The organism is Kitasatospora sp. NPDC101447 (assembly GCF_044767225.1).
Taxonomy (GTDB): Bacteria; Actinomycetota; Actinomycetes; order Streptomycetales; family Streptomycetaceae; genus Kitasatospora.
Window position 1 is genome coordinate 36,162 of sequence record NZ_JBIWNL010000048.1, and the last position, 24,483, is coordinate 60,644.

The 24,483-nt window shown below is 73.5% G+C and carries 24 protein-coding genes; 19 read left to right on the forward strand and 5 right to left on the reverse strand.

The window, feature by feature from the left end; genetic code table 11:
• Positions 1-49: 49 nt before the first annotated feature.
• The 3 genes from ACIRST_RS38135 to ACIRST_RS38145 all read left to right on the forward strand — a co-directional run bounded on the left by ACIRST_RS38135 (position 50) and on the right by ACIRST_RS38145 (position 2,230).
• Complete coding sequence (locus ACIRST_RS38135) at positions 50-652, forward strand: FABP family protein (RefSeq protein WP_350525686.1); 603 nt, start codon at positions 50-52, stop codon at positions 650-652.
• Positions 653-765: 113 nt separating this feature from the next.
• Positions 766-1,248 carry a Fur family transcriptional regulator gene (locus ACIRST_RS38140; RefSeq protein ID WP_350525685.1) on the forward strand — a complete coding sequence of 161 codons (483 nt, stop codon included), beginning with the start codon at positions 766-768 and terminating at the stop codon, positions 1,246-1,248.
• Between the two features lie 19 nt (positions 1,249-1,267).
• Complete coding sequence (locus tag ACIRST_RS38145; RefSeq protein WP_350525719.1) at positions 1,268-2,230, forward strand: folate-binding protein; 963 nt, start codon at positions 1,268-1,270, stop codon at positions 2,228-2,230.
• Between the two features lie 26 nt (positions 2,231-2,256).
• Here the strand turns inward: ACIRST_RS38145 and dtd are convergent, their stop codons facing one another.
• Positions 2,257-2,697 carry a D-aminoacyl-tRNA deacylase gene (gene dtd / locus ACIRST_RS38150; RefSeq protein WP_402808564.1) on the reverse strand — a complete coding sequence of 147 codons (441 nt, stop codon included), beginning with the start codon at positions 2,695-2,697 and terminating at the stop codon, positions 2,257-2,259.
• Positions 2,698-3,341: 644 nt separating this feature from the next.
• On the opposite strand from dtd, the gene ACIRST_RS38155 reads away from it, so the two are divergent.
• The 3 genes from ACIRST_RS38155 (at position 3,342) to ACIRST_RS38165 (ending at position 5,405) form a co-directional block, all read left to right on the forward strand.
• Positions 3,342-3,959, forward strand: coding sequence for an ABC transporter substrate-binding protein (locus tag ACIRST_RS38155; RefSeq protein WP_350525683.1), 618 nt, complete (start codon positions 3,342-3,344; stop codon positions 3,957-3,959).
• 74 nt (positions 3,960-4,033) lie between these two features.
• Positions 4,034-4,993, forward strand: coding sequence for an asparaginase (locus ACIRST_RS38160; protein ID WP_350525682.1), 960 nt, complete (start codon positions 4,034-4,036; stop codon positions 4,991-4,993).
• A gap of 202 nt (positions 4,994-5,195) precedes the next feature.
• Complete coding sequence (locus tag ACIRST_RS38165; RefSeq protein ID WP_350525681.1) at positions 5,196-5,405, forward strand: dodecin; 210 nt, start codon at positions 5,196-5,198, stop codon at positions 5,403-5,405.
• Positions 5,406-5,602: 197 nt separating this feature from the next.
• On the opposite strand, the gene ACIRST_RS38170 is transcribed toward ACIRST_RS38165, so the two are convergent.
• Positions 5,603-6,271, reverse strand: a complete 669-nt coding sequence (locus ACIRST_RS38170; protein ID WP_350525680.1) for a biliverdin-producing heme oxygenase — start codon at positions 6,269-6,271, stop codon at positions 5,603-5,605.
• Between the two features lie 287 nt (positions 6,272-6,558).
• Positions 6,559-7,050: an inorganic diphosphatase gene (locus ACIRST_RS38175; RefSeq protein ID WP_030244505.1), complete on the reverse strand. Its 492-nt coding sequence runs from the start codon at positions 7,048-7,050 to the stop codon at positions 6,559-6,561.
• Positions 7,051-7,126: 76 nt separating this feature from the next.
• Here ACIRST_RS38175 and dacB point away from each other — a divergent pair, with 76 nt between their 5' ends.
• From dacB to folE, 6 genes are all read left to right on the forward strand, one after another.
• A complete protein-coding gene (dacB, locus tag ACIRST_RS38180) occupies positions 7,127-8,743 on the forward strand; it encodes a D-alanyl-D-alanine carboxypeptidase/D-alanyl-D-alanine-endopeptidase (protein ID WP_402808569.1) in 1,617 nt (538 codons plus the stop codon).
• Between the two features lie 312 nt (positions 8,744-9,055).
• Entirely contained in the window at positions 9,056-10,225 is a 1,170-nt protein-coding gene (locus tag ACIRST_RS38185; protein ID WP_350525678.1) for a zinc-dependent metalloprotease, read from the forward strand.
• Positions 10,226-10,505: 280 nt separating this feature from the next.
• Entirely contained in the window at positions 10,506-11,633 is a 1,128-nt protein-coding gene (gene tilS, locus ACIRST_RS38190; protein WP_350525677.1) for a tRNA lysidine(34) synthetase TilS, read from the forward strand.
• 71 nt (positions 11,634-11,704) lie between these two features.
• Entirely contained in the window at positions 11,705-12,259 is a 555-nt protein-coding gene (hpt, locus tag ACIRST_RS38195; protein WP_030059589.1) for a hypoxanthine phosphoribosyltransferase, read from the forward strand.
• Positions 12,260-12,486: 227 nt separating this feature from the next.
• On the forward strand, positions 12,487-14,541 hold the full coding sequence (gene ftsH, locus ACIRST_RS38200; protein ID WP_350525676.1) for an ATP-dependent zinc metalloprotease FtsH: 2,055 nt from the start codon (positions 12,487-12,489) through the stop codon (positions 14,539-14,541).
• A 107-nt stretch (positions 14,542-14,648) separates the two neighbouring features.
• Positions 14,649-15,254, forward strand: a complete 606-nt coding sequence (folE, locus tag ACIRST_RS38205) for a GTP cyclohydrolase I FolE (protein WP_350525675.1) — start codon at positions 14,649-14,651, stop codon at positions 15,252-15,254.
• 46 nt (positions 15,255-15,300) lie between these two features.
• Here folE and ACIRST_RS38210 read toward each other — a convergent pair whose 3' ends face one another.
• A complete protein-coding gene (locus ACIRST_RS38210) occupies positions 15,301-16,089 on the reverse strand; it encodes a ferritin-like domain-containing protein (RefSeq protein ID WP_350525674.1) in 789 nt (262 codons plus the stop codon).
• A 119-nt stretch (positions 16,090-16,208) separates the two neighbouring features.
• Entirely contained in the window at positions 16,209-17,363 is a 1,155-nt protein-coding gene (locus ACIRST_RS38215) for an alpha/beta hydrolase-fold protein (protein ID WP_350525673.1), read from the reverse strand.
• 381 nt (positions 17,364-17,744) lie between these two features.
• Here ACIRST_RS38215 and ACIRST_RS38220 point away from each other — a divergent pair, with 381 nt between their 5' ends.
• The 7 genes from ACIRST_RS38220 (at position 17,745) to ACIRST_RS38250 (ending at position 24,306) form a co-directional block, all read left to right on the forward strand.
• Positions 17,745-19,586 carry a phosphatidylglycerol lysyltransferase domain-containing protein gene (locus tag ACIRST_RS38220; protein ID WP_402808576.1) on the forward strand — a complete coding sequence of 614 codons (1,842 nt, stop codon included), beginning with the start codon at positions 17,745-17,747 and terminating at the stop codon, positions 19,584-19,586.
• Positions 19,587-19,732: 146 nt separating this feature from the next.
• Positions 19,733-20,605, forward strand: coding sequence for a dihydropteroate synthase (gene folP / locus ACIRST_RS38225; RefSeq protein ID WP_402808578.1), 873 nt, complete (start codon positions 19,733-19,735; stop codon positions 20,603-20,605).
• 10 nt (positions 20,606-20,615) lie between these two features.
• Entirely contained in the window at positions 20,616-21,113 is a 498-nt protein-coding gene (locus ACIRST_RS38230; RefSeq protein WP_350525670.1) for a nuclear transport factor 2 family protein, read from the forward strand.
• Between the two features lie 245 nt (positions 21,114-21,358).
• Complete coding sequence (folB, locus tag ACIRST_RS38235; protein WP_030059580.1) at positions 21,359-21,718, forward strand: dihydroneopterin aldolase; 360 nt, start codon at positions 21,359-21,361, stop codon at positions 21,716-21,718.
• Between the two features lie 43 nt (positions 21,719-21,761).
• Entirely contained in the window at positions 21,762-22,361 is a 600-nt protein-coding gene (folK, locus tag ACIRST_RS38240; protein WP_350525669.1) for a 2-amino-4-hydroxy-6-hydroxymethyldihydropteridine diphosphokinase, read from the forward strand.
• A 173-nt stretch (positions 22,362-22,534) separates the two neighbouring features.
• Positions 22,535-23,023, forward strand: coding sequence for a DUF3180 domain-containing protein (locus ACIRST_RS38245; protein ID WP_402808580.1), 489 nt, complete (start codon positions 22,535-22,537; stop codon positions 23,021-23,023).
• Between the two features lie 122 nt (positions 23,024-23,145).
• Entirely contained in the window at positions 23,146-24,306 is a 1,161-nt protein-coding gene (locus tag ACIRST_RS38250; RefSeq protein WP_402808582.1) for a hypothetical protein, read from the forward strand.
• The last annotated feature ends 177 nt before the right edge of the window (positions 24,307-24,483 follow it).

Sequence of the window (24,483 nt, forward strand, 5' to 3'; positions counted from 1 at the left end):
GCCGTACGGTTGAGGCAGCCCCACACCGACGACGACAGCGACCAGGAACATGATCGAGATCCCCTCTGACCTCCACAAGGACGTCGTGCCGCTCGCCTTCCTCCTCGGCACCTGGGAGGGCGCGGGCGTGTACGCCCCTCTGCCGGGTGAGGGGGGCCCGGGCGCGGAGAAGTGCAACTTCGGCCAGGAGATCGTGATCCGCCACGACGGCCGGCCCTTCCTGGAGTTCCGCTCCCGCACCTGGGTGCTGGACAACGACGGCGAGAAGGTCCGCCCGCTGGAGAACGAGCACGCGTTCTGGCGCATCACGAGCAACCCCGACGGCACCAGCGGCGCCCGGGGGATCGAGATCTCCTCCGTCCGCGACGACGGCACGGTCGAGATCTGGTACGGCGAGCTGGCCGACGGCAAGCCCCAGGTCGACGTCTCGACCGACGCGGTGGCGCGGATCGAGGGCTCGCCGGAGTACTCGGGCGGCAAGCGGCTGTACGGCTTCGTCAACGGCGAACTGCTGTGGGTCGGCGAGAAGGCCGCCCCGAGCGTGCCGCTGCGCCCGTACATGTCCGCGCAGCTGAAGAAGGTGCTCAGCCCGGCCCAGCTGATCAAGGACATCAACGACCTGCCGGACGACGGCATCGCGTTCTTCAAGTAGACACGGCTCCGGCAACAGCGCAGTCCGTGCAAGTGTAGGGACCGGCCCCGGGCCGGTCCCTACACTTGCATCAGGACCCCGACTTTCCATCTTTCCTTGGCAGGGACAGCACCGTGGCGGACACCGGCACCACCGACTGGCAGCTCTCCGGCGACTGGCACCTCTCCGACGGCTGGAAGGCCGACCTGCGCGAGCGCGGCTACCGCCTCACCCCGCAGCGGCAGCTCGTGCTGGAGGCCGTCGACGTCCTCGACCACGCCACCCCCGACGACATCCTCTGCCACGTCCGGCGGACCGCCAGCGGCATCAACATCTCCACCGTCTACCGGACCCTGGAGCTGCTGGAGGAGCTGGGCCTGGTCTCGCACGCCCACCTCGGCCACGGCGCCCCGACCTACCACCTGGCCGGCCGCCACCACCACCTGCACCTGGTCTGCCGGGACTGCGAGAAGGTCACCGAGACCGGCACCGAGATCGCCCAGCCGCTGATCGACAGCCTGCGCGCGCAGCACGGCTTCGACACCGACCTCAAGCATTTCGCCATCTTCGGCCGCTGTGCCGACTGCACCGCCAAGCTCGCCGAGGGCCGGTCGTAAGCTGGCCGGTATGACCGGTGTGAAGAGCCCGCTGCTTGCCCTGCCCGGAGCCGTCCCCGCCGAGGGGGCCGACGAGGGCGTCGCCGCCCACTACGGCGACATCTTCCGCGAGCAACGCCACCTCGCGCAGGGCACCGGCTTCGTCGACCTCTCGCACCGCGGGGTCGTCACCGTCACCGGCGCCGACCGCCTCGCCTGGCTGCACCTGCTGGTCACCCAGCACGTCAGCGAGCTTCCCCCGCAGCAGGCCGCCGAGGCGCTGGTGCTCTCCCCGAACGGGCACGTCGAGCACGCGCTCTACCTGGTGGACGACGGCACCACCACCTGGGCGCACGTCGAGCCGGGCACCCAGGGCGCGTTGGTCGCCTACCTGGAGAGCATGAAGTTCTTCTACCGGGTGGAGGTCGCCGACGCGACCGCCGAGTACGCCGTGGTCCACCTGCCGGCCGGCTCCACCGGCTCCGTCGAGGGCGCCGCGGCCGTCCGCGAACTCCCCTACGGGCGCGACCTATTCGTGCCGCGCGCCGACCTGGAGAAGCTCACCGCCGGGTACGGTCCGGCGGCCGGGATCTGGGCGTACGAGGCCCTGCGGATCGAGGGCCACCGGCCCCGGCTCGGCTTCGAGACCGACCACCGGACCATCCCGCACGAGGTGGACTGGCTGCGCACCGCCGTCCACCTGCAGAAGGGCTGCTACCGCGGCCAGGAGACCGTCGCCCGGGTGCACAACCTGGGCCGGCCGCCGCGCCGACTGGTCTTCCTGCACCTGGACGGCACCGAGGAGTCGCTGCCCCCGCACGGCACCGAGGTCCGGCTGGCCACCGACCCGGACGGGCGGTCGCTGGGCTTCGTGACCTCCTCGGCCCGCCACCACGAGCTGGGGCCGATCGCGCTGGCGATCGTCAAGCGGAACGTCCCGGTGGACGCGGTGCTGCTGGCCGGGACGGTGCCGGGCACCCAGGACGTGATCGTCCCGCAGTAGCCAGGGCGGGGCTCCGGCCTCCGGCCTCAGACCTCGACGAGGACGGTGAACGGGCCGTCGTTCACCAGCGCCACCTGCATGTCGGCGCCGAACCGGCCCGTCTCCACCTTGGCGCCCAGCGCCCGCAGCGCGCCGACCACCTCGTCCACCAGCGGCTCGGCGACCGGGCCGGGGGCGGCGGCGTTCCAGGTGGGGCGGCGGCCCTTGCGGGCGTCGCCGTAGAGCGTGAACTGGCTGATCACCAGCAGCGGGGCGCCGAGGTCGGAGCAACTCTGCTCGACGCCCTCCTCGTCGGCGGGCAGCAGCCGCAGCGTCCAGAGCTTGCGGGCCAGTTGGGCGGCCTTGGCGGGGGTGTCGTCGTGGGTGACGCCGACCAGGACGCAGAGCCCCGGCTCCTCGATCGCGCCGACGGTCTCACCGGCCACGGTCACCCGGGCCTCGGTCACTCGCTGCACCACTGCTCGCATGCCGCCATTGTGCCGGAGGGCGGTGCGGCCACCGGAGGGGCCCCGGCGCGGCGCCCGCCCCGCCGTCCCGCGCTCCGCCCGCTGTCGCGCGCCCCCACGGGCGCTGCGCGGGCGGTCCGCCCGTCCCTCGGCACCCGCTTCCGCACGTCGCTGCCCGTGCGCCGGCCGCCCGTCGCCCCGCATCCCCCACGTGCGTCACAGAGGTCGTCCCAGGGCGCAGACGAGGGGCGCGCACGATGGTTGCGCACGCCGCAAAGTGGGCGCCTGCGCCGGTTCGGGCGCTGCTCTTCCTGCGGAAAGGGCCGGTCATATCAGCCACCCCCGTTCGCCAGGGGGCCGTTCGGGTGCACGGGCGGTGCGCGCGCGCCGGGTGGGGTGGCACGCTGTGGACCGTACGAAGGGTCCGGGGCGCCAGGAGGTCCGCCGCGCCGGGCCCGGGTTCGGCCGGGCGGTCGAGTCGGTGGGTCAGGCGTTCTGGTGGTGTCGCCCCGACGGGTGGTCGCGACTGGGGAGCGGAACCTCCGGGGGGCTCCCGGGCGTGCCGAGGGACGGAACGCCGAGCCCGTCGGGGGACGGGCCGGACCGGCGGCAGGGACGGGGTTGCCGCGAGCGGGCGGGATCGACGACGGCAGGTGGGTTGGGTGATGGACGCGAGCAGCGCGGCGCGGGACCGGTCCGGGCGGATGGCGCCGGCCCCCGGGGGCCCGTGCGGTCCGGTGGCGGACGCGGAGGACGAGCCCGATCTGGAGGGGCTGGGCCTGGACCAGCTGCGGGTGCTGCGCCGGGAGACCCTGGAGCAGGAGGCCGACCTGTCCTACCTGCGGCGGCTGCTGCACGGGCGGATGGACATCCTGCGCGCCGAGCTCGACCGGCGCCCCGGCGGCCCGGTCCGGGCGGCCGGCGTGCCCGGCCCCGATCCGGCCCCCGGCGACCTGCTGGACCGGCTGCCGGCCATCCTGACCGACGCGCCCTCCACCGTGCGGCGCTCGGCCCGGCACGTGACCCTCGGCCCGCCGCGCACCCGGGAGTCCGGGCTGGAGGCGGACGCGCTCATGGGCGACGTCCAGCTCGCCGACCTGGCGGCGCACCCGGCCGAGGAGCTGCTGGCCGCCCTGGAGCGGCTGCGGGCGCACGAGCGGGAGGTGTCCGGACGGCGTCAGCGGCTGCTGCGCACGGCCGACGGTTGCAATGCCGAGATCACCCGCAGGTACCGTGATGGGGAAGCACGGGTCGACGACCTGCTCGCAGGGGGGCCGCTCTGACCGGGTGAGTCGCTGCGGGCGGGTGGAGCCCGGCTCGCTCCCGGCTCACCCTCGCCCCGGAAGGCTCAACCCCCATGCCCCAGCTCGCCACCGTGCCCGTGCTCGCCGAGGTCATACGATCGGGCTTCGTCGAGGGCCACCACCACGGTTCCCTGGTGCTGCTCGCCGCCGACGGCTCGGTCGAGTTCGCGCTGGGCGACCCGGACGCACCGGTCTTCCCGCGGTCGACGGCCAAGCCGTTCCAGGCGGTGGCCACCCTGCGGGCCGGGCTGTCGATCGACGCCGAGCTGTTGGCGCTGGCCGCCTCCAGCCACTCTGCAGAATCGTTTCACCTCGCCGGTGTGAGAGCCATCCTCGGCGCCGCCGGGCTCGACGAGTCGGCCCTGCGGACCCCGGCCGACCTGCCGCTGGACGAGACCGAGGCGGAGCTGCTGCTCGGCGCCGGCGGTCGGCGCGCCCCGATCCTGATGGACTGCTCGGGCAAGCACGCCGGCTGGCTGGCCGCCTGCGTGGCCAACGGCTGGGACACCGAGAGCTACCTCGACCCGTCCCACCCGATCCAGCTGCTGGCCCGCGAGGCCCTGGAGGAGGGCACCGGCGAGACGCCCGCGCACGCCGGGGTGGACGGCTGCGGCGCCCCGCTGCTGGCCGTCACGCTGACCGGCCTGGCCCGCGGCTACCGCGGCCTGGTGCTGGCCCCCGAGGGGTCCGCGCCGCGCCGGGTGGCCGACGCGATGCGCGCCCACCCCGAGTACGTGGCCGGCACCCGCCGGGCCGACACCTGGCTGATGCGGGCGATCCCGGGCGCGCTGTCCAAGATGGGCGCCGAGGCCGTCCAGGTGGTGGCGCTGCCGGACGGGCGGGCACTGGCCTTCAAGATCGACGACGGTGGTGAGCGCGCCCGCGGCCCGGTGCTGGCGGCCGCGCTGCGCCGGCTCGGGGTGGCCGGGGCGGACGAGACCGTCGAGCGGATCGGCTCGGCCCCGCTGTTCGGCGGCGGCGCGCCGGTCGGACAGGTGCGGGCGGCCTTCTAGGCCCGGCACCCGGGAGCCCGGCCCGGCGCCCTGGGGCCGGTCCTCCGGGGCCCGCTCCGGGAGCCCTCGGGGCCCCTGTCCGGGCAGGGCCCCCGGAGTCCCGGGGCCCGGCTCGGGGCGGCGGCGGCCCGTCGGGGTGCGGGCGGGGCGGGGGCGGTGCACGGTGGACCGGGGGACCGTCGCACAGCTGAGGGAGTCCGCCATGACCGACCACGTGTACCGGGTGACCGAGATCGTCGGGTCCTCGACCGAGAGCATCGACGCCGCGATCCGCAACGGGGTGGAGCGGGCCGCCCGGACGCTGCGCAACCTCGACTGGTTCGAGGTGTCCCAGGTCCGGGGGCATCTGGAGGACGGCCGGATCAAGCACTACCAGGTCTGCATCAAGGTCGGCTTCCGGCTGGAGGACTGACCCGGTTCAGCCGCGCCGCGGCAGCACCGGCGGCACCCCGGTGCGTAGGTGCGCCGGCACCTCCACCGGGTGGCCGTACACCCGGCCGAGCGGCGGTGCGCGCAGCACCTCGGCGGCCGGCCCGTCCGTGACCGTCGCCCCGGCGGGCGGTCGTTCGCCGGGGCCGGCCCGCCTCCGGTGCCGTCGGAGGGCGGCGCCTACGCGCTGAGCGGGTAGCGCGAGTCCAGGTCGCGGAAGACCGCTCCGTTGAGCACGAAGGCCCGCTTGCACTCCTCGACCACCCGGCGCCGCTCGACCTCGTCCATCGCGGCCCCGGCCGCGTCCAGCTTGGCGCGGTACTCGCGCTTGAAGGCGGCCGGGTTGTCGACCTCCTCGAAGACGTAGAACCGCACGCCGTCGCCCTTGCGCGCGAAGCCCCAGGTCCGCTCGGCCACGCCCCGGATGATCTGGCCGCCCGACAGATCGCCCAGGTAGCGGGTGTAGTGGTGCGCGATGTACCCGGCGGGCCACGCGGCGGCCAGCTCCTCCACGCGCGCGACGTACGCGGCGGTGGCCGGCAGCGGCGCCAGTCCGTCCCGCCAGCCGGGCCCGCGCAGGTGCGCCAGGTCGCGCTCGATGGCGGCGGTGCGCAGCAGCGCGCCGTCGATGAAGGGGCCGGCCAGCGGGTGCTCCGCGAGCTGCCCGGTCCGGCTCTCCAGCGCCCGGTAGACGTGCCAGAGCTGGCCGGTGAGGTCGGCGTACGCCTCGATCCCGAGGCGCCCGTTCAGCAGGTGGCTCATGAACGAGGAGTGTTCGGCGGCCTCGTGCTCCTCGCTGCTGGCGGTGCGGAGCACGGTGGAGAACGGGACGGGCGCGGGCGCGGGCATGCGGCCTCCAGCGATCGGATGCGGCCGGGTCGGATCCGGCCCCGACAGTTTTGGTTAGGCTAACCTGACTTCACATCGTGCCGACAGTCTGTCGGCAACCAGTCTGGCAAGCCGGCCCGGCCACCGCTCCGCGAAACGGAACGGCCCCGATCGGAACGGCCCGGACCGGACGGCCCGGCCCCGGGCACGACAGAGGCCGGGGCCCGCGGACGAATCCGCGAACCCCGGCCCCAGGCTGTCCCGACCTACCTCGAACGGTCCTGATCGATCGAGATCGGAACGACGGCTCAGTGGCCGCCCTGCTCCGCCAGGCGCTTGATCGAAGCGGTGACCTCGGCCTCGGCCTCGGCGCGGCCGACCCAGTTGGCACCCTCGACGGACTTGCCGGGCTCCAGGTCCTTGTAGACCTCGAAGAAGTGCTGGATCTCCAGGCGGTCGAACTCCGACACGTGGTGGATGTCGCGCAGGTGCTCCCAGCGCGGGTCGGTCGCCGGGACGCAGAGCAGCTTGTCGTCGCCGCCGGCCTCGTCGGTCATCTGGAACATGCCGATGGCGCGGCACTTGATGAGGCAGCCCGGGAAGGTCGGCTCGTCCAGGATGACCAGGGCGTCCAGCGGGTCGCCGTCCTCGCCGAGCGTGCCCTCGACGTAGCCGTAGTCGGCCGGGTAGCGGGTCGAGGTGAAGAGCATCCGGTCGAGCCGCAGGCGACCGGTCTCGTGGTCGACCTCGTACTTGTTACGAGAGCCCTTCGGGATTTCGATAAGGACGTCGAACTCCAACGGTTCCTCCAAGGTAGGGACTGACAGAATCCAAGTGTCTCCTACGGGAGTGGGTGCTCGGGAAAGGGGCCGGTCGGTGAGCGCTGGGGGAGGGGCGGTCCGCCGCCGCAGGGGGACGGCCGCGGGGCTGTTCGGAGCGGCGCTGCTGGTCGCCGGAACGGTCCTGACCTCGGGCGGTGCGTACGCGCAGCCCTCACCGCCCCCGGGCGGGCACAGCACCGGGCACGGCGAGGACGACGACCGCGACGGCGGCCGGGACGGCAACGGCGGCAAGAAGGGTGACCACGGGAAGGGCGGCGCCAAGCCGGGGCCGGGCGACAGTCCGAGCGCCGCACCCGCCCGCCGGTCCGGGCCCTCCGCGGCCCCCGCGCCCGCGAACACCGGTGGCGACCCGTCCGCCGCGCGCCCGGCCCCCGCGGCGGGCGACGTCCTGGCCTCCGCCGACGGCGCTCCGACGGCCGCCGTCCCCACCGCGCAGGGCCTCCGGCAGGCGCTCGCCGGCGCCGTCGCCGACCCGAACCTCGGTGACGTCACCTTCGCCGTCGCGGACGCCGCCGACGGCCGACTCCTGTACGGCTCGGGCGAGAACACCCCGGCCACCCCCGCCTCCACCACCAAGCTGGCCACCTCGATCGCAGCCCTGTCCCTGCTCCCCGGCGACACCCGGCTGACCACCAAGGTGGTCCGCGGCGCGGATCCGGGCACGATCACGCTGGTCGGGGGCGGCGACCCGACGCTCACCGCACTCCCCGCCGACCAGGTGCAGATCGGCGGTCAGCCCGTCGACGCCGACACCGCCCCCGCCTCGCTGGACGCCCTCGCCCGGCAGACCGCCGCCGCCCTGGCCGCCGCCGGCACCACCACGGTCAAGCTGGACTACGACCTGTCGATGTACGCCGGCAACCCGCAGCACAACAACCACGACGGGCAGAACATCGCCCTGGTCGTCCCGCTGATGGTGGACGAGGCCAAGGCGGACCCGAAGAGCCGCGAGGACGCGCCGGACCGCGTCCCCGACCCGGCCGGCGCGGCCGCCGGGGCCTTCGCCGCCCTGCTCAAGGCCCAGGGCATCACCGTGCAGGGCGGGCCCGGGCCCGCCGCCGCGCCGGCCGCCGCCGACGCGCCCGTCCTCGGCCGGGTCGACTCGCCCACGCTCGACCGCCTGGTCGAGCGCCTGCTGACCACCTCCGACAACCAGCTGGCCGAGGCGATCGCCCGTCAGGCCGCGCTCGCGGCCCACCAGCCGGCGAGTTTCGAGGGGGCGGCGGCCGCCGTCACCCGGGAACTCACCCGGCTCGGCGTGCCGATGGGCGACGTGGTCCTCAACGACGGCAGCGGCCTGCACACGGGCAACGCGATCCCGCCCGCCGTGCTGGTCCGGCTGCTCTCCCTGGCGGCCTCCGCGGAGCACCCCGCCCTGCGGCCGGTGCTCACCGGCCTCCCGGTCGCCGGCTTCACCGGCACCCTCGGCAAGCGCTACGGCGCCGGCTCTGGCTCCGCCGACGCGGCCGGCCTGATCCGCGCCAAGACCGGCACCCTCCGCGGCGTCAACACCCTCGCCGGCACGGTCGTCGACGCCGACGGCCGCCTCCTCGCCTTCGCCGTCATGACCCGCACCCCCGCCCCCGCCGACACCGCCCGCGCCGCCATGGACCGCATAGCCGCCCACCTCGCCGGCTGCGGCTGCCACTGATCCACCCGCCCGTCCCCGCCCCGCCGGCGCCGCCCGGCGCCGGCCCCCGGGTCGCCGTGGTCCTCCCGCGGGGACGGCGGCGACCAGGCGCGGCGCCGCCCCTCCCGCGCGCGGCCCCGGGTGCCCCCGCCGCACCCCCCGGCGGGCCCGCCGTCCACCCGGCGCGGAGCGTCACGGCCCCCGGGCGGCACGGGAGTTGGCGTGCCGACCGGGTCGGGGCCGGTGTCGGGAGGCCGCGCCCCGGGGTGCCGGGGGCGAGGTGTTCCGGGTGGGTGGCTGCCGTTGGTGGTGGGGAGCACGTACGGTGAGGGCATGACGAGCGCGAGTGGCGGTGCTGACATGGTCGACTGGAACCTCGCGGTCGCGACTGCGACCAGGCTGGTGAGGCCGGGCCCGGAGGTGAGCCGGGAGGAGGCGGCGGCGGTGGTCGCCGAGCTGCGCCGGCACGCCCTGGAGGCGGAGGAGCACGTTCGGGCGTTCACCGGCATGCAGTCGTCGAGCCTGGCCCGGGCCGCGGCGACGCCCGTACTGGTGGTGGACCGCCCCGGCTGGGTGCGGGCCAACGTGGCGGGCTTCCGCACGGTCGTCCAGCCGCTGGTGGAGAAGCTGCAGGCGCGCCGGACGAACAGCGCGACGGCCGGGGTGTTCGGCACCGTGGGGGAGAAGGCGACCGGCATCGAGGTCGGGGCGCTGCTGGCGTTCCTGGCGACGAAGGTGCTGGGCCAGTACGAGACCTTCGCCCCGGCGGAGCCCTCGCTGGAGGCGCCGGACAGTCCGGCGGCGCTGTTCGACAAGCCGCGGCTGGGGCCGGACGGTCCCGGGCCGGGCCGGCTGCTGCTGGTGGCGCCGAACATCGTGCACGTCGAGCGTGAGCTGGACGTCGACCCGTCCGACTTCCGGCTCTGGGTCTGCCTGCACGAGGAGACGCACCGGACGCAGTTCACGGCGGTGCCGTGGCTGCGTGACCACATCCAGTCCGAGGTGCAGTCCTTCCTCGCCGAGACGGACGTCGACCCGGGCGCGCTGCTGGACCGGCTGCGGGACGCGGCGGGTTCGCTCGGCGGGCTGCCGGGCGTCGGCGGCCGGGAGGGCTCCTCGTCGAACCTGATGGAGATCGTCCAGTCGCCCGCGCAGCGCGAGATCCTCGCCCGGCTGACGGCCGTGATGTCGCTGCTGGAGGGCCACGCGGACGTGGTGATGGACGGCGTCGGCCCGGCCGTGGTGCCGACGGTGGCGGAGATCCGGGAGAAGTTCCAGCAGCGCCGGGACCGCGGTGCGAACCGGCTGGACCTGCTGCTGCGCCGGCTGCTGGGCATGGACGCCAAGCTGCGCCAGTACCAGGACGGTGCGGTGTTCGTGCGCGGGGTGGTGGAGCGGGTCGGCATGGAGGGGTTCAACCGGGTGTGGACCTCGCCGAACACCCTGCCGACCAAGGAGGAGATCCACGACCCGGCCGCCTGGGTGGCCCGGGTGGCCCGCTGAGCTCCCCGTCGTGACGCAGGCGCGCCGCCAGCCGGACGGCAAGCGGCGCGCGGCGGTCAAACCCGCTCGTACGAGTGGTCCAATCGGGCAGATGGTGCGTGAAGAAGCGTTTCTTCATTCACCCGAACGTGGGACGGTGGTCGTACCGGTGGCGCGGGTGGCGTAGCGGGTCGCTCCTTTCTGCCACCATCTGTGAGCGCCCGGTAACAGGGCGCGCACGCAGTGTGCGGTCCCCGCCGCCCGCCGCAGTCCTGTCCCCCTCCGTCGAGGAGACTTCGCCGTGGGCCCTCACCCCGCCGTCGCCGCGATACGCCTGGCCGTTCGCCGCACGCTCGCCGACCTCGCCGCCGAGGCCGGTACCACCTTCACCGCGCCCGTGCGCGAGCCCCGCGAGCGCCCGGCCGGGGCGCCGCTGGTGGGTGCCGCCGTCGGCACCACCCTGATCGGCAACGCCGCGCGCCACCCGTCCGGGCTGCCCCGCACCCCGGCCGCGCCCGGTTCGCCGCTGGTCCTGGTCGCCGTCAGCGGCGGCGCGGACTCCATGGCGCTGGCCATCGCCGCCGCCTTCGAAGCCCCCAAGATCGGCCTGCGGGTCGGCGCCGTCACCGTCGACCACGGCCTGCAGCCCGGCTCCGCCGAGCGCGCCGACCAGGTGGCGGAGCGGCTGCGCTCGCTCGGCCTGGACCCGGTCGAGGCGGTCCCGGTGCGCGTCGGCCGGGCCGGCGGCCCGGAGGCGGCCGCCCGGGACGCCCGCTACGCCGCCCTGGACGAGGCCGCCGAACGCCACGGCGCCGTCGCCGTGCTGCTCGGCCACACCCGGGACGACCAGGCCGAGACCGTCCTGCTGGGCCTGGCCCGCGGCTCGGGCGCCCGTTCGCTGGCCGGGATGCCGGCCCAGAAGGGCCGCTACCGCCGTCCGCTGCTGGAGCTGGACCGGGCCGCCACCCGGCAGGCCTGCTCCGCCCAGTCGATCCCGGTCTGGGACGACCCGCACAACTGTGATCCCGCCTACACCCGATCCCGGGTCCGCCACGAGGTGCTGCCGGTGCTGGAGAAGCACCTGGGCGGCGGCGTGGTCGAGGCGCTGGCCCGCACGGCCCGGCTTTTCCGCGACGACGCCGACGCCCTCGACCAGTGGGCCGCCCTGGCCGAACGCGACCTCCGTACGGGCGAGGGCGCCCTGGACGCCGTGAAACTGGCCGAACTGCCGCCGGCCGTCCGGCGCCGGGTGCTGCGCCGGGCCGCACTGCGCGCGGGGTGTCCGGCCGGGGACCTCTTCGCCCGGCACCTGGAGACGATCGACCTGCTGGTCACCGGATGGCGCGGCCAGGGGCCGCTGCACCTACCCGGGGGCGTCGAGGCCACCCGCAGGTGTGGCACGCTGGTCTTTCGGCGGCAGGGCGACTGAGGGGCGAGGCATGCCCCGGGGGAGCCGGCCGCCGGCCACACAGACCCCGAACGTTTGAGGACGTATCCCCGGTGGACCAGAACGACATGGGCGCTGACCTCGCGAAGGTGCTCATCAGCAAGGACGAGATCGACGCCAAGCTCCTTGAGCTGGCCGAGCGCATCGACCGGGACTACGCAGGCAAGGACCTGCTGATCGTCGGCGTCCTCAAGGGTGCCGTCATGGTCATGGCCGACCTCGCCCGGGCCCTGCACTCGCAGGTCACCATGGACTGGATGGCCGTCTCCTCGTACGGGATGGGCACCAAGTCCTCCGGCGTGGTGCGGATCCTGAAGGACCTGGACACCGACATCGCCGGCCGTGACGTCCTGATCGTCGAGGACATCATCGACTCCGGTCTGACGCTGTCCTGGCTGCTGGGCAACCTGGGCTCGCGCGGTCCGGCCTCGCTGGAGGTCTGCACGCTGCTGCGCAAGCCGGATGCGGCCAAGGTCGAGATCGACGTGAAGTACGTCGGGTTCGACATCCCGAACGAGTTCGTGGTCGGCTACGGCCTGGACTACGCGGAGAAGCTGCGTAACCTCCCCTTCATCGGCACCCTCGCCCCGCACGTCTACGGCGGCTGAGGGCTCCGTTCGGGCTATGGGCGGGAACAGTAGGTCGTTCCCGCCCGTTGGACCGGGGGATCGAAGAACCAAGCCGTGTCCGCTGCGCTCCCGCCATCGGTGGGTCCGACTGCGGTACGGTCCAATAAAACCGCTCTTCACATGAGCACCGACCGGATGCGCCGCGGCCGACAGCCACACGGCGCCGTTGAGTGGCAGGAGGGACGGGGCGGCAACGCCCCGCATGGATGGACGTCAAGCGATACTTCCGTGCGCCGATCATGTGGATCGTGCTGGCCGTCCTCGCCGTCATCGTACTGATGCAGGTCGTTTCGGACTCGAACGGCTACAAGACGGTGGACACCGGTCAGGTCGTGGCGGCGATCGACGCGCACAACGTCAAGTCGGCGCAGATCACCACCGGTGACTCGAACACGATCAAGATCCAGCTGAAGGACGGCGCAACGCTGCCCAGCGCCGGTACGGGCAAGACCCCGTCCGGCACCAAGTTCCAGGCCTCGTACATCGGCGACCAGGGTGTCGCGATCGCCGACAAGCTGCAGGCCCAGGTCAACGACAAGGACTCGAACACCCTCGCCGAGGGCTACACCGTCAGTCCCGAGAAGCAGAGCACCTTCGTCAGCCTGCTGCTGTCGATGCTGCCGATCGTGATCATCGTCCTGGTGTTCCTGTTCCTGATGAACCAGATGCAGGGCGGCGGCTCCCGCGTCATGCAGTTCGGCAAGTCCAAGGCCAAGCTGCTCACCAAGGACACCCCGAAGACCACCTTCGCCGACGTCGCAGGCGCGGACGAGGCGGTCGAGGAGCTCCACGAGATCAAGGAGTTCCTGCAGGAGCCGGCCAAGTTCCAGGCCGTCGGCGCCAAGATCCCGAAGGGCGTGCTGCTCTACGGCCCGCCCGGGACCGGCAAGACCCTGCTGGCGCGCGCCGTCGCGGGCGAGGCCGGGGTGCCGTTCTACTCCATCTCCGGCTCGGACTTCGTCGAGATGTTCGTCGGTGTCGGCGCCAGCCGCGTCCGCGACCTCTTCGAGCAGGCCAAGGCGAACGCCCCGGCGATCGTCTTCGTCGACGAGATCGACGCCGTCGGCCGGCACCGCGGTGCGGGTCTCGGCGGCGGCCACGACGAGCGCGAGCAGACCCTCAACCAGCTGCTGGTCGAGATGGACGGCTTCGACGTCAAGGGCGGCGTGATCCTGATCGCCGCGACCAACCGCCCCGACATCCTGGACCCGGCGCTGCTGCGCCCGGGCCGCTTCGACCGCCAGATCGCGGTGGAGCGTCCCGACCTCCAGGGCCGACTGGACATCCTCAAGGTGCACCAGAAGGGCAAGCCGATCGCGCCCGACGTCGACCTCTCGGCCGTCGCCAAGCGCACCCCCGGCTTCACCGGTGCCGATCTGTCGAACGTCCTCAACGAGGCGGCGCTGCTGACCGCCCGCTCGGACAAGAAGCTGATCGACAACGGCATCCTGGACGAGGCGATCGACCGCGTCGTGGCCGGTCCGCAGAAGCGCACGCGGATCATGTCCGACAAGGAGAAGAAGATCACCGCGTACCACGAGGGCGGTCACGCCCTGGTCGCGGCGGCCTGCCAGTACAGCGACCCGGTGCACAAGATCACGATCCTGTCCCGCGGTCGGGCCCTCGGCTACACCATGGTGCTGCCGGACGAGGACAAGTACTCCACCACCCGCAACGAGATGCTCGACCAGCTGGCCTACATGCTGGGCGGTCGCGCGGCGGAGGAACTGGTCTTCCACGACCCGACCACCGGCGCCTCGAACGACATCGAGAAGGCCACCGCCACGGCGCGGGCCATGGTCACCCAGTACGGCATGACCGAGCGCCTGGGCGCGATCAAGTTCGGTTCCGACAACTCGGAGCCGTTCCTGGGCCGTGAGATGGGCCACCAGCGCGACTACTCGGAAGAGGTCGCCGCGCTGGTCGACGAAGAGGTCAAGAAGCTCATCGAGAGCGCGCACAACGAGGCCTGGGAGATCCTGGTCGAGAACCGCGACGTGCTCGACAACCTGGTGCTGGAGCTCCTGGAGAAGGAGACCCTCAACAAGGAGCAGATCGCCGAGATCTTCGCCCCGATCGTCAAGCGCCCGACCCGGCCGGCCTGGACGGGTTCCACCCGTCGCACGCCGTCCACCCGGCCTCCGGTGCAGTCCCCCAAGGAGCTGGCGCTCACCAACGGCGCCGTCTCCGGGGACACCGCTCCGGTGGACGTCGTGAAGCTCCCGCCGCTGCCGGCCTCCGAGCCGCCGGTCGAGGGCTGACCCCCGGTTCCGTAGGGAATGGATGCCGCGTCACCAGGGTTTGTACCCTGGAGGCGCGGCATCCGTGCTGTTCAGCCAGAGTCTTCCCACATGTAAGCGAGGCCCGCATGATCGACCCGGTGACGCTCGACGGTCCGCCCGCCGTCGGGACCTTCGACCAGAAGCGGGCCGAGAACGCCATCCGTGAGCTGCTGCTCGCCGTGGGGGAGGACCCGGACCGCGAGGGCCTGCTGGAGACCCCGGCCCGGGTCGCGCGGGCCTACAAGGAGATATTCGCGGGCCTGTGGCAGGAGCCCGAGGACGTCCTGACCACCACCTTCGACCTCGGCCACGACGAGATGGTGCTGGTCAAGGACATCGAGCTGACCTCGGTCTGCGAGCACCACCTGGTGCCGTTCCGCGGCGTGGCGCACGTCGGGTACATCCCGTCCCTCAGCGGCAAGATCACCGGGCTGTCCAAGCTCGCCCGGCTGGTCGACGTCTACGCCCGCCGGCCGCAGGTGCAGGAACGGCTGACCAGCCAGGTGGCGGACGCGCTGATGCGGATCCTGGAGCCGCGCGGGGCGATCGTCGTGGTCGAGTGCGAGCACATGTGCATGTCGATGCGCGGCATCCGCAAGCCCGGCGCCAAGACCATCACCTCCTGCGTGCGCGGCCAGCTGCGCGACCCGGCCACCCGGGCCGAGGCGATGAGCCTCATCATCGGCCGATAGGGCCGATAGGGCCGGTAGGGCCCGGCCGAGCGGCCGGGAACGGCTCTCAGGGCACCTCGTGCTCCGCGTGCGGCGGAGCCGGGGTGCCCAGTGCGTTGCGGCGCTCGGGCATCCGCAGCGTGACCATCCGGCGCCAGCCGTAGGCGCGGTCGTACAGGTACAGCGCGTGCACCCCGAGGGTGACCAGGGCCAGCTGCCAGCGCGGCCAGCGCAGGATCCGGGCCATCCGGGAGGTGACCGCGAGGCCGACGTCCCGGTGGGTGCGGATCTCGCCGCGGGCGCTGGTCTCCAGGGTGTGCCGGATGTACGGGCCGTGCCCCTCGGCCCGGAGCCGCAGCAGCTCCTCGTGGCAGTACGCCAGGTGGTTGTCCTCGTCGGCGGAGATCATCCTCATCGCCCGGCCGAGGTCGGGGTTGTCCCCGTACACCTTGACCAGCTGGCGCATCTGCTCGGCGGCGCGCTGCTCGGTGACCCGGCTGTGCGCGAGGTAGGTGATGATCTCGCGCTCGGTCAGCGGGAGGTCGCTGTTCAGCCGCTCGTGGGAGAGGCCGACGCCCTGGCGCTCCAGCAGCATGCAGTAGTCGGCCTCGTCCGGGACCGGCACCTTGGGCAGGCCGCGCTTGGCCAGCAGCTGGGTGAAGATCCGGCCGTGCTTGCGCTCGTCGGCACCGTGCCGGGCGACCTTCGGGGCGAGGACCGGGTCCCGCGTGAGCGTGGTGATCCGCTCGTTCTCCCAGCCGCCCTGGTCCTCACCACCGGCCGCGATGCTGCAGAACAGCTGGTAGGCCTGGTCGTTCCGGTAGATCTCGTTGAAGAGCGATCGGGTGCTCAGCACTGCGCCTCCTGCGCGGATCCGGGACGTCCGCGCGCCTGGGCGGCGGGCGGGACGGCCTCGATGCGTTCCCCCCGGCCGTCGGCCGCCCGGGCCGACCGGCGGGTAATCACTCACACGCGCTAGCCGAGGTGCGTGCCCAGCCATTCGAGCGAGGCCGGCAGCTCCTTGGTCCAGCTGTCGATGTTGTGCCCGCCGTCCTCCAGGTAGAGCGAGTCGACCTTGAACTGCGGGTTGGCCGCCGCGACCTGGGTGGCCTGGTCGACGAACTGGACGGTCTGCGGGTAGTCCGACTCCTTGCGGGTGGAGACCACCAGGACGTTGAGCGTCGGCACCGGCAGGTTCTGCAGCCGCCAGCCGAGGTCGTGCTGCTGGGTCAGCGCCTTGTCGCCGTTGAAGAGGTCGCCGCCGGTGTAGCCGTCCTGGCGCACGGTGAAGTCGCCGTGCAGGCTGGCCGCGGTGCCGAAGACGTTCGGGAAGCGCATCGCCAGGCGCAGCGCGCAGCTGCCCCCGGTGGAGTAGCCGAAGGTGGCCCAGGAGCCGGCCGTGCGGCCGACCCGGTAGGTGCTCAGGACGGCCTCCGGGACGTCCTTGGCGAACCAGGCCTCGGTGCGCGGCCCGCCGGGGACGTCCACGCACTCGGTGTCCCGGGACGGGACCACCCCCGGGCGGACCATCACCAGGACGGTCGGCGGCATCTTGCCGGAGCGCTCCAGCTCGTACGCCGTCTGGGGGAGGGAGAGGTCCTTGACCAGGTTCAGCGCCGTGCCCGGGTAGCCCGCGATGGCCAGCAGGACGGGGAAGCGGACCAGGGCGAACTTCGGGTCGAAGTACTCGGGCGGCAGGTAGACGAACATCTGGTCGGAGAAGCCCGTCTCCTTGCCGCTGACCTGGACCGACTCGACCTTGCCGACCTCCTCGGGGGTGCCCTTCGGCAGGTTGGTGACGGTCTCCAGGCCGCCCTCGGTGGTGGGCTGGATCAGCGCGTCGGCGACCGGGGTGCCGCCCTTGTGGTTCTCGTTGCTGGTCAGGGCGAGCTTGGCGCCGCTGTGGCCGAGCAGGTCGTTCCAGGACGTGTAGAACCCGAAGGAGTTGTTCACCGACAGCGCGAGCACGGCCACGATCGAGACTTGAACGACCGTCAGCAGGCCGATCCGGCCGAGCACGGGCAGGGGGCGCTGTCTGGCCAGCCGGGGCCAGACCCACAGGGTGGTGACCAGGGCCGCGGTCCCGAGTGCGAGCAGCGAGTTCATCAACGCGTCGCTGGTCAGTTCCATGCGGTCGGCCTTCCGGTGGGACACTGGCGGGGCAGGCTTCATCGTCTGGCGGCCCATCAGATCGGGCCACCGCAGCTAGGCTGTCCGGGCGCCCGGGCGGGGGCCGGAAGGGCGGGGGGAAGTCGCAGGCAACCGGCGCCCTAGAATGCGGCGTCCACCGTACGTAACGCGTCCCGGGGGGTGCCGCCGCGCCACGCTGCGGCGACCCCCCTGCTCCCACCGCCGGCTCAACCCCGCAGCGCGTCCACGGTCCCGGTTTACCGACCGTTTCCGGGTCCTTGGTATGCGCATTGCCTGATGAAGGAATAGGCATGAAGGTCCATCACGCGTCCTCCCCCGGAGTGACGGGACACCGCACCGCAGCCTCTACGCTGAGCTTCCATGAGCGTTCCCGTGTCCGTTGAGCCGAGCCCCGAGCAGCCGCCGCGCCGTCGCCGCGGCCTGCAGACGCTGCGCACCCAGGCAGCCGCTGTTCCGAGGGCCTGGCTCCCGGGCGCGGTCGGCTACGCCTGTCTGCTGATCGGGCTGGTGGACATCACCAGCGCGGTGTTCCCCAAGCTCCGGCACACCAAGATGCACACGGTCGCCGGGCAGCTGCCGGGCGGCACCACCAGCCTGGCCGCGGTCGGCACGCTGATGGTCGGCATCCTGCTGGTGCCGCTCGCCCACGCGCTGCGCCGCCGCAAGCGTCGGGCCTGGCGGGTGGTCTGCGTGCTGCTGCCGCTCAGCGCGGCGCTGCACATCGTGCGCTGGCACCAGGTCGGCCCGGCGGTCGTCTCGCTGGTCGTCCTCGCCGTGATGCTCCTCCACCGGCGCGAGTTCTACGCCAAGGCCGACCCGCGCACCCGCTGGCGGGCGCTGGCCAACCTGGTCGTCATGGGCGTCCTCAGCGTGCTGCTCGGTCTGCTGATCGTGAGCACCCGGACCAAGTACGAGATCGGCCACCCGGGCCTGGCCCAGCGCCTGGAGCACGTCGGCTACGGACTCTTCGGCTTCGAGGGCCCGATCCGGTACACCAACATCCGGATGTCCGACCTGGTCGCCTACCTGCTCGGCGGGCTCGGGCTGCTGACCGCCTTCACCACCGCCTACCTGGCGCTGCGCCCGGGCAAGCCGAAGCCCGAGCTCACCGCGGAGGACGAGGAGAAGGTCCGCGAGCTGCTCGCGCGGCACGGCGAGCGCGACTCGCTCGGCTACTTCGCGCTGCGCCGCGACAAGAGCGTGCTGTTCTCGCCCACCGGCAAGGCCGCGATCTCCTACCGGGTGGTCTCCGGCGTGATGCTGGCCTCCGGCGACCCGGTCGGCGACGTCGAGGCCTGGCCGGGCGCGATCAAGGTGTTCATGGCCGAGGCCCGCGAGCACGCCTGGGTGCCGGCCGTGATGGGCTGCAGCGAGGTCGGCGGCGAGGTCTGGACCCGCGAGGCGGGCCTGGACGCGCTGGAGCTGGGCGACGAGGCGATCGTCGACACCTCGACCTTCTCGCTCGCCGGCCGGGCGATGCGCAACGTCCGCCAGATGGTCAAGCGCATCGAGCGCAACGGCTACTCCTGCAAGGTCCGCCGGGTCTCCGAGCTCACCGCGGAGGAGAAGTACCGGATCGCCGACGCCGCCGCCCGTTGGCGCGGCACGGACACCGAGCGCGGCTTCTCGATGGCGCTGGGCCGCTTCGGCGACCCGCTGGACGACGACTGCGTGGTGGTCACCGCCCACAAGGACCCCGAGGAGGGCGAGAGCGGCGACGACCTGAAGGCCGTGCTGCACTTCGTGCCCTGGGGCCCGGACGGCATCTCGCTGGAGCTGATGCGCCGCGACCGCGCCGCCGACCCCGGCCTCAACGAGCTGCTGATCGTCGCCGCCCTCCAGGCGGTGCCCGCGCTGGGCGTCCGCCGGGTGTCGCTCAACTTCGCGATGTTCCGCTCGGCCCTGGCCCGCGGCGAGCGGATCGGCGCGGGCCCGGTGCTGCGCGCCTGGCGCGGACTGCTGGTGTTCCTGTCGCGCTGGTTCCAGATCGAGTCGCTGTACAAGTTCAACGCCAAGTTCCAGCCCGAGTGGGAGCCGCGCTTCCTGGTCTTCCCGAACACCCGGGATCTGCCGCGGATCGGCTTCGCCGCGATGCAGGCGGAGGCCTTCATCACCCTCGGCATGCCGCGCTTCGGCCGCAAGCGCCAGCGGGAGGGCCTGATGCCGGTCCCGTCGACCCGAGAGGTCACCGAGGCCGCCTGAGGCACCGCAGCCGTGAACGAGGCCCCCGCCGGGAATCCCCGGCGGGGGCCTCGTTCGATAATGGGGAGCATGAGCGAGCGCAGCGAGCGGATCACCGGAAGGCGCGCACGGGCCCAGGCCCCTGCCGAGCGGAACGGGGCGGGCGCATGAGCGAGACACCGTCCTTCTCCCTCCCGGTCGGTCTGCCGCGGCTCGAACGCTGCGCCGTGATGGGCGTGGTCAACGTCACGCCCGACTCCTTCTCGGACGGTGGGCTCTGGCACGACCCCGCCAAGGCGATCGCGCACGGGCTCGCCCTGCGGGCCCGCGGCGCGGACCTGGTGGACGTCGGCGGCGAGTCCACCCGGCCGGGCTCGCAGCGGGTGCCCGAGGAGGAGGAGCTGCGCCGGGTGGTCCCGGTGGTGCGCGAGCTCGCCGACGCCGGGGTGACCGTCTCCGTCGACACCATGCGCGCCTCGGTCGCCGAGCGGGCCGTCGAGGCCGGCGCCGCGATCGTCAACGACGTCTCCGGCGGGCTGGCGGACCCGGCGATGGCCCGGGTGGTCGCCGAGACCGGCGCGCCCTTCGTGGTGATGCACTGGCGCGGGCAGTCCGCCGACATGGACCGGCTGGCCGTCTACGACGACGTGGTGCGGGACGTGGTCGCCGAGCTCACCGCCCGGGTGGACGCGCTGCTGGCGGCCGGGGTCAAGGAAGACCAGCTGATCCTCGACCCGGGGCTCGGCTTCGCCAAGACCGCCGAGCACAACTGGGCGCTGCTCGCCCGGCTGGACGCGCTCACCGCGCTCGGCCGTCCCGTCCTCGTGGCCGCTTCGCGCAAGCGGTTCCTGGGTACGCTGCTCGCCGACCCGGCAACCGGGGAACTGCGCCCGGCCCGGGAGCGCGACGACGCGACGGCCGCGGTGTCGGTGCTGTCGGCCCGGGCCGGAGCCTGGGCGGTGCGGGTGCACGACGTGTCCGGCACGGCGGACGCCGTACGGGTCGTCGCGGCGTGGCAGCACGCGGCGCGGTTGGGGTGAGGGAGGGTCTGTGACGGGTGACGGCAGGTTGAGCGGCGGAACGGCCGGGCAGGCGCGCGAGGCGGACCTGGAGGCCGTGCTGGCGGCGAACCGGGCGCTCTACGAGGCGCTGGAACGGGGGGACCTGGAGGCGGTCGAGGACGCCTGGCTGGGCGCCGCGGACGCCGACGACAAGGGCGGCGTGGTGTGCGTGCACCCGGGCTGGCCGGTGTTGCGCGGGCGGGCCCAGGTGACCCGTTCGTACATGCTGATCATGATGAACACGGAGTACATCCAGTTCTTCCTGACCGATGTCGAGGCCGAGGTCCACGGTGATGTGGCCCTTGTCACGTGCACCGAGAACATCCTGTCCGGGGGCGAGGCGGAGGAGGAGGGCGAACTCGGACCGCTGGTCGGCGGAAAGGTCGTGTCGACGAATCTGTTCCGCCGTACCCCGGCCGGGTGGAAGCTCTGGTCGCACCACGGTTCACCCGTTCTGACCAGCGGCGACGAGGACGACGAGAGTTGATTCCGACCGCTGCGGAAATGCGGTGGCGGTTCGTCGCCCGGGAATTCCGGAGTGGTCACCGAACGTTCACGTCAATCGCCATTCCGGTGCGCGTGGCGCCGTTTCCTGCCGGGTAGGACGGTCAGGCGTTGTCCGTGCTCGCGGGTAGATTCGAAACGGAGTGGCGGGCGCTGCCCGCCTTCGCCCTGCCCGTCCATGCCTTTCTCCGGGTGGGGCCCGTCCGACTGGGAGCAGTGATTCGTTTGCTGGACCGCGTCACCCTGCGGGGGCTGCGAGCCCGGGGCCACCACGGCGTCTTCGAGCGCGAGCGCGTCGAGGGGCAGACCTTCGTCGTCGACCTCGTGCTGTACCTGGACACCCGCCCCGCCGCGTCCGGAGACGACCTCACCCGCACGGCGCACTACGGCATCGTGGCCGAGGAGGTCACCGCGATCATCGCCGGGGAGCCGGTCGACCTGATCGAGACCCTGGCCCAGCGCATCGCCGACCAGTGCCTCAAGCACGAAGCGGTCGAGGAGGTCGAGGTCACGGTGCACAAGCCGGACGCCCCGATCACCGTGCCGTTCGACGACGTGACCGTGACCATCCACCGGGGCCGCGCGTGACCCCCACCGCGCGCCCGGTATCCGATGCAGAGGGAAGACTTCGATGAGTAGCAGCGACCCGACCGCCACGCCGAACGCGTTCGACCTGGAGAGCCGGGTGGACTCCGCTGACACCACACTGCACAGCCAGCGCTGCGCGGTGGTCGCGCTCGGCAGCAACCTGGGCAACCGGCTGGACACCCTGCAGGGCGCCGTGGACGCGCTCGCCGACACCCCCGGGCTGAAGATCAAGGCCGTCTCCGCGGTCTACGAGACCGAGGCCGTCGGCGGCCCCGAGGAGCAGCCCAACTACTACAACGCCGTCGTCGTGCTGCGCACCTCGCTGCCCCCGCGGGACCTCCTGGAGCGCGGCAACGCGATCGAGGACGCCTTCGGGCGGGTGCGGACGGTCCACTGGGGTCCGCGCACCCTGGACGTCGACATCCTGTCCTACGAGGGCGAGCTCAGCGACGACCCGCAGCTGCTGCTGCCGCACCCGCGCTCGCACGAGCGGGCCTTCGTGCTCGCCCCGTGGCTGGACGCGCAGCCGGAGGCCGAGGTGCCCGGGCACGGGCGGGTCGACGCGCTGCTGGCGGCGCTCGGCGGCCCGGACGCGCAGGGCGTGAAGCGCCGCGAGGACATCCGGCTGACGCTGCCGGAGTAGGCCCCCCGGGGCCGTTGATCAGGGAACTCGACCGGGGGCCCGGCCGTACCAGTAGGTGTCCGCCGTTCGCGCGGGTGTCCGTCCGGCCGGGCCCGGTACGGTGGCCTGGCGCCGCCGCGTCGGGTCACCGGGCGGTCGGCCGGCTCTGGAACCCCGGGAAGGACCTCCTCCGAGTGAAGCTGCTTCGCCTCCGCCTGCTGATCGGCATCACGGCCGCCACGACGGCGCTGGCCTGGGCCGGCTCCAAGCTGTGGGCCTCCCTGGACACGCTGCCGGCGGTGCCGGGCGCGGCGCCGGTGGTGCTGGCGGCGGTGGCGGTGATCCTGCTGGCGACCGCGCTGTCCCTGCGCTCCCGGCTGAAGGCGGCGCGCGAGCGCCAGCCCGGCGCGAAGGGGGTCGACCCGCTGCTCGCGGCCCGGGCGCTGGTGCTGGGGCAGGCCAGCGCGCTGGTCTCCGCGGTCGTCACCGGCATCTACGCGGGCACCGGGATCTACCTGCTGGGGGAGTTGGACGTGCCGGCCCGCCAGGACCAGGCCGTCACGGCGGGCTTCGCGGTGCTGGCGGGGGTCGCGGTGATCGCCGCGGCGCTCTGGCTCCAGCACGTCTGCAAGTTGCCCGAGAATCACGACGGTCCGAGCGGTCCGGCGGCGTCCCACCGCTGAGCAGGGCTTTCTTCGTGATCTTGAGTGAGAATCCGGGCACGTGCGGTAAAAACCGCCCCCTGTCAAGGGCGGAAGGGGACCCTGGGCTGACAGAGCCCCAATTCGCACGCTAGTTTCTTGGCATGTCTCGCGGACGCCACCGTCATTCCTCCGTCCTCGGCCGGGTCTTTCCCCCCACCGCCGCCGGCGTACTGCTGGTAGCCGCTCTGGCCGCTCTGCTTTTCAGTCAGGACACCATCCTGGTGCGGTCGGTGGGCATCGCCGCACTGATCGCCACGCTCGGGTTCGCGCTGTTGCTGCGTCAGCGGGACAAGGCGGCCCGGGCGGCCGCCGAGATGTCCGCGGCGCAGCGGATGCGGGCCGAGGAGCGGTTCGAGGAGCAGCTGGCGGAGGCCGAGTACGCGGCCGAGGTCGCCGAGGAGCGGGCCACCCGGTTCGGGCGCCGGCTGACCGCGGAGAAGTCGCGGCTGGCCAAGGCGGAGACCGAGATCGCCCGGCTGCTGCGCGAGCGGGCCGTGACGGTGGCCGAGCAGGCGCTCAAGGAGGCCGAGGCGGCCCAGCGGGCGCTCGCCGCGAGCCGTCCCAAGTACCCGGCCAGCCCGGCCGCCTACGTGCGGGCTGCGGCCGTGCTGCGGCTGCTGGAGCGCCGTGCGGCGGAGCAGGAGGCGCAGCGGGCGCGGACGGCGGGTGCGGAGGTCGCGCTGCGGGCTTCTGCGGCGCCGTCGCGGATCCGCCCGGCCGCCCCGGTGGCCCAGGCCGCGCCGGCGCCGGCGCCGGTCGCCGTGCCCGCCCCGGTGGCGCCCGCGGTGCCCACTCCGGCCCCGGCACCGGCCTCGGCGCCGGTGGCCGAGCCGGCGGTGCGGCCCGCTCCGCTGCGTCCGGCGCTGACGGCGACGGTCGGTCAGCTCGGCGGCGCGCAGACCGCGCCGGCCGCCGCGCCCGTACCGGCGGAGCGGCAGCGGCCGCGGCCGGCGCAGTCGGGGCAGGCGCGCGGGCAGGGGTTCAGCTTCTTCGGCCGCGGCGCGGGCGCTCCTGGCCGTCCGGCGGCTCCGGTGTCGGCGGTGGGCAGCGTCGCCGAACTCGGGGAACGGGCCGACCTGGCGGACGTGGTGGGCGACGAGGCCGTGGCCGCGAAGGCCGAGGCCGAGGCCCGGGCGGCGGAGTCGACCGCGGTGCGCGGGGAGGCGCGGGAGCCGGAGCAGGGCGAGCCGACCGTGGTGGACCTGACGCCGGAGGACGAGACCGAGCTGATCCAGCTGCCGGAGCTGCGCGCCTCGCGCTGAGCCCGGTCGCGCGAACGCCGCGGGGGGGGGGGGGGGGGGGGGGGGGGCCCCCGCGCCCGCCCCGGGGGGGGGGGGGGGGGGGGGGGGTGGGTCAGGTGGTGGCGGGTGCTTCCCGGGTGGGGGTGTCCCGGGCGCCGGTGGACGGCCAGGTGATGCGGGTGGCGCAGAGGGAGACGA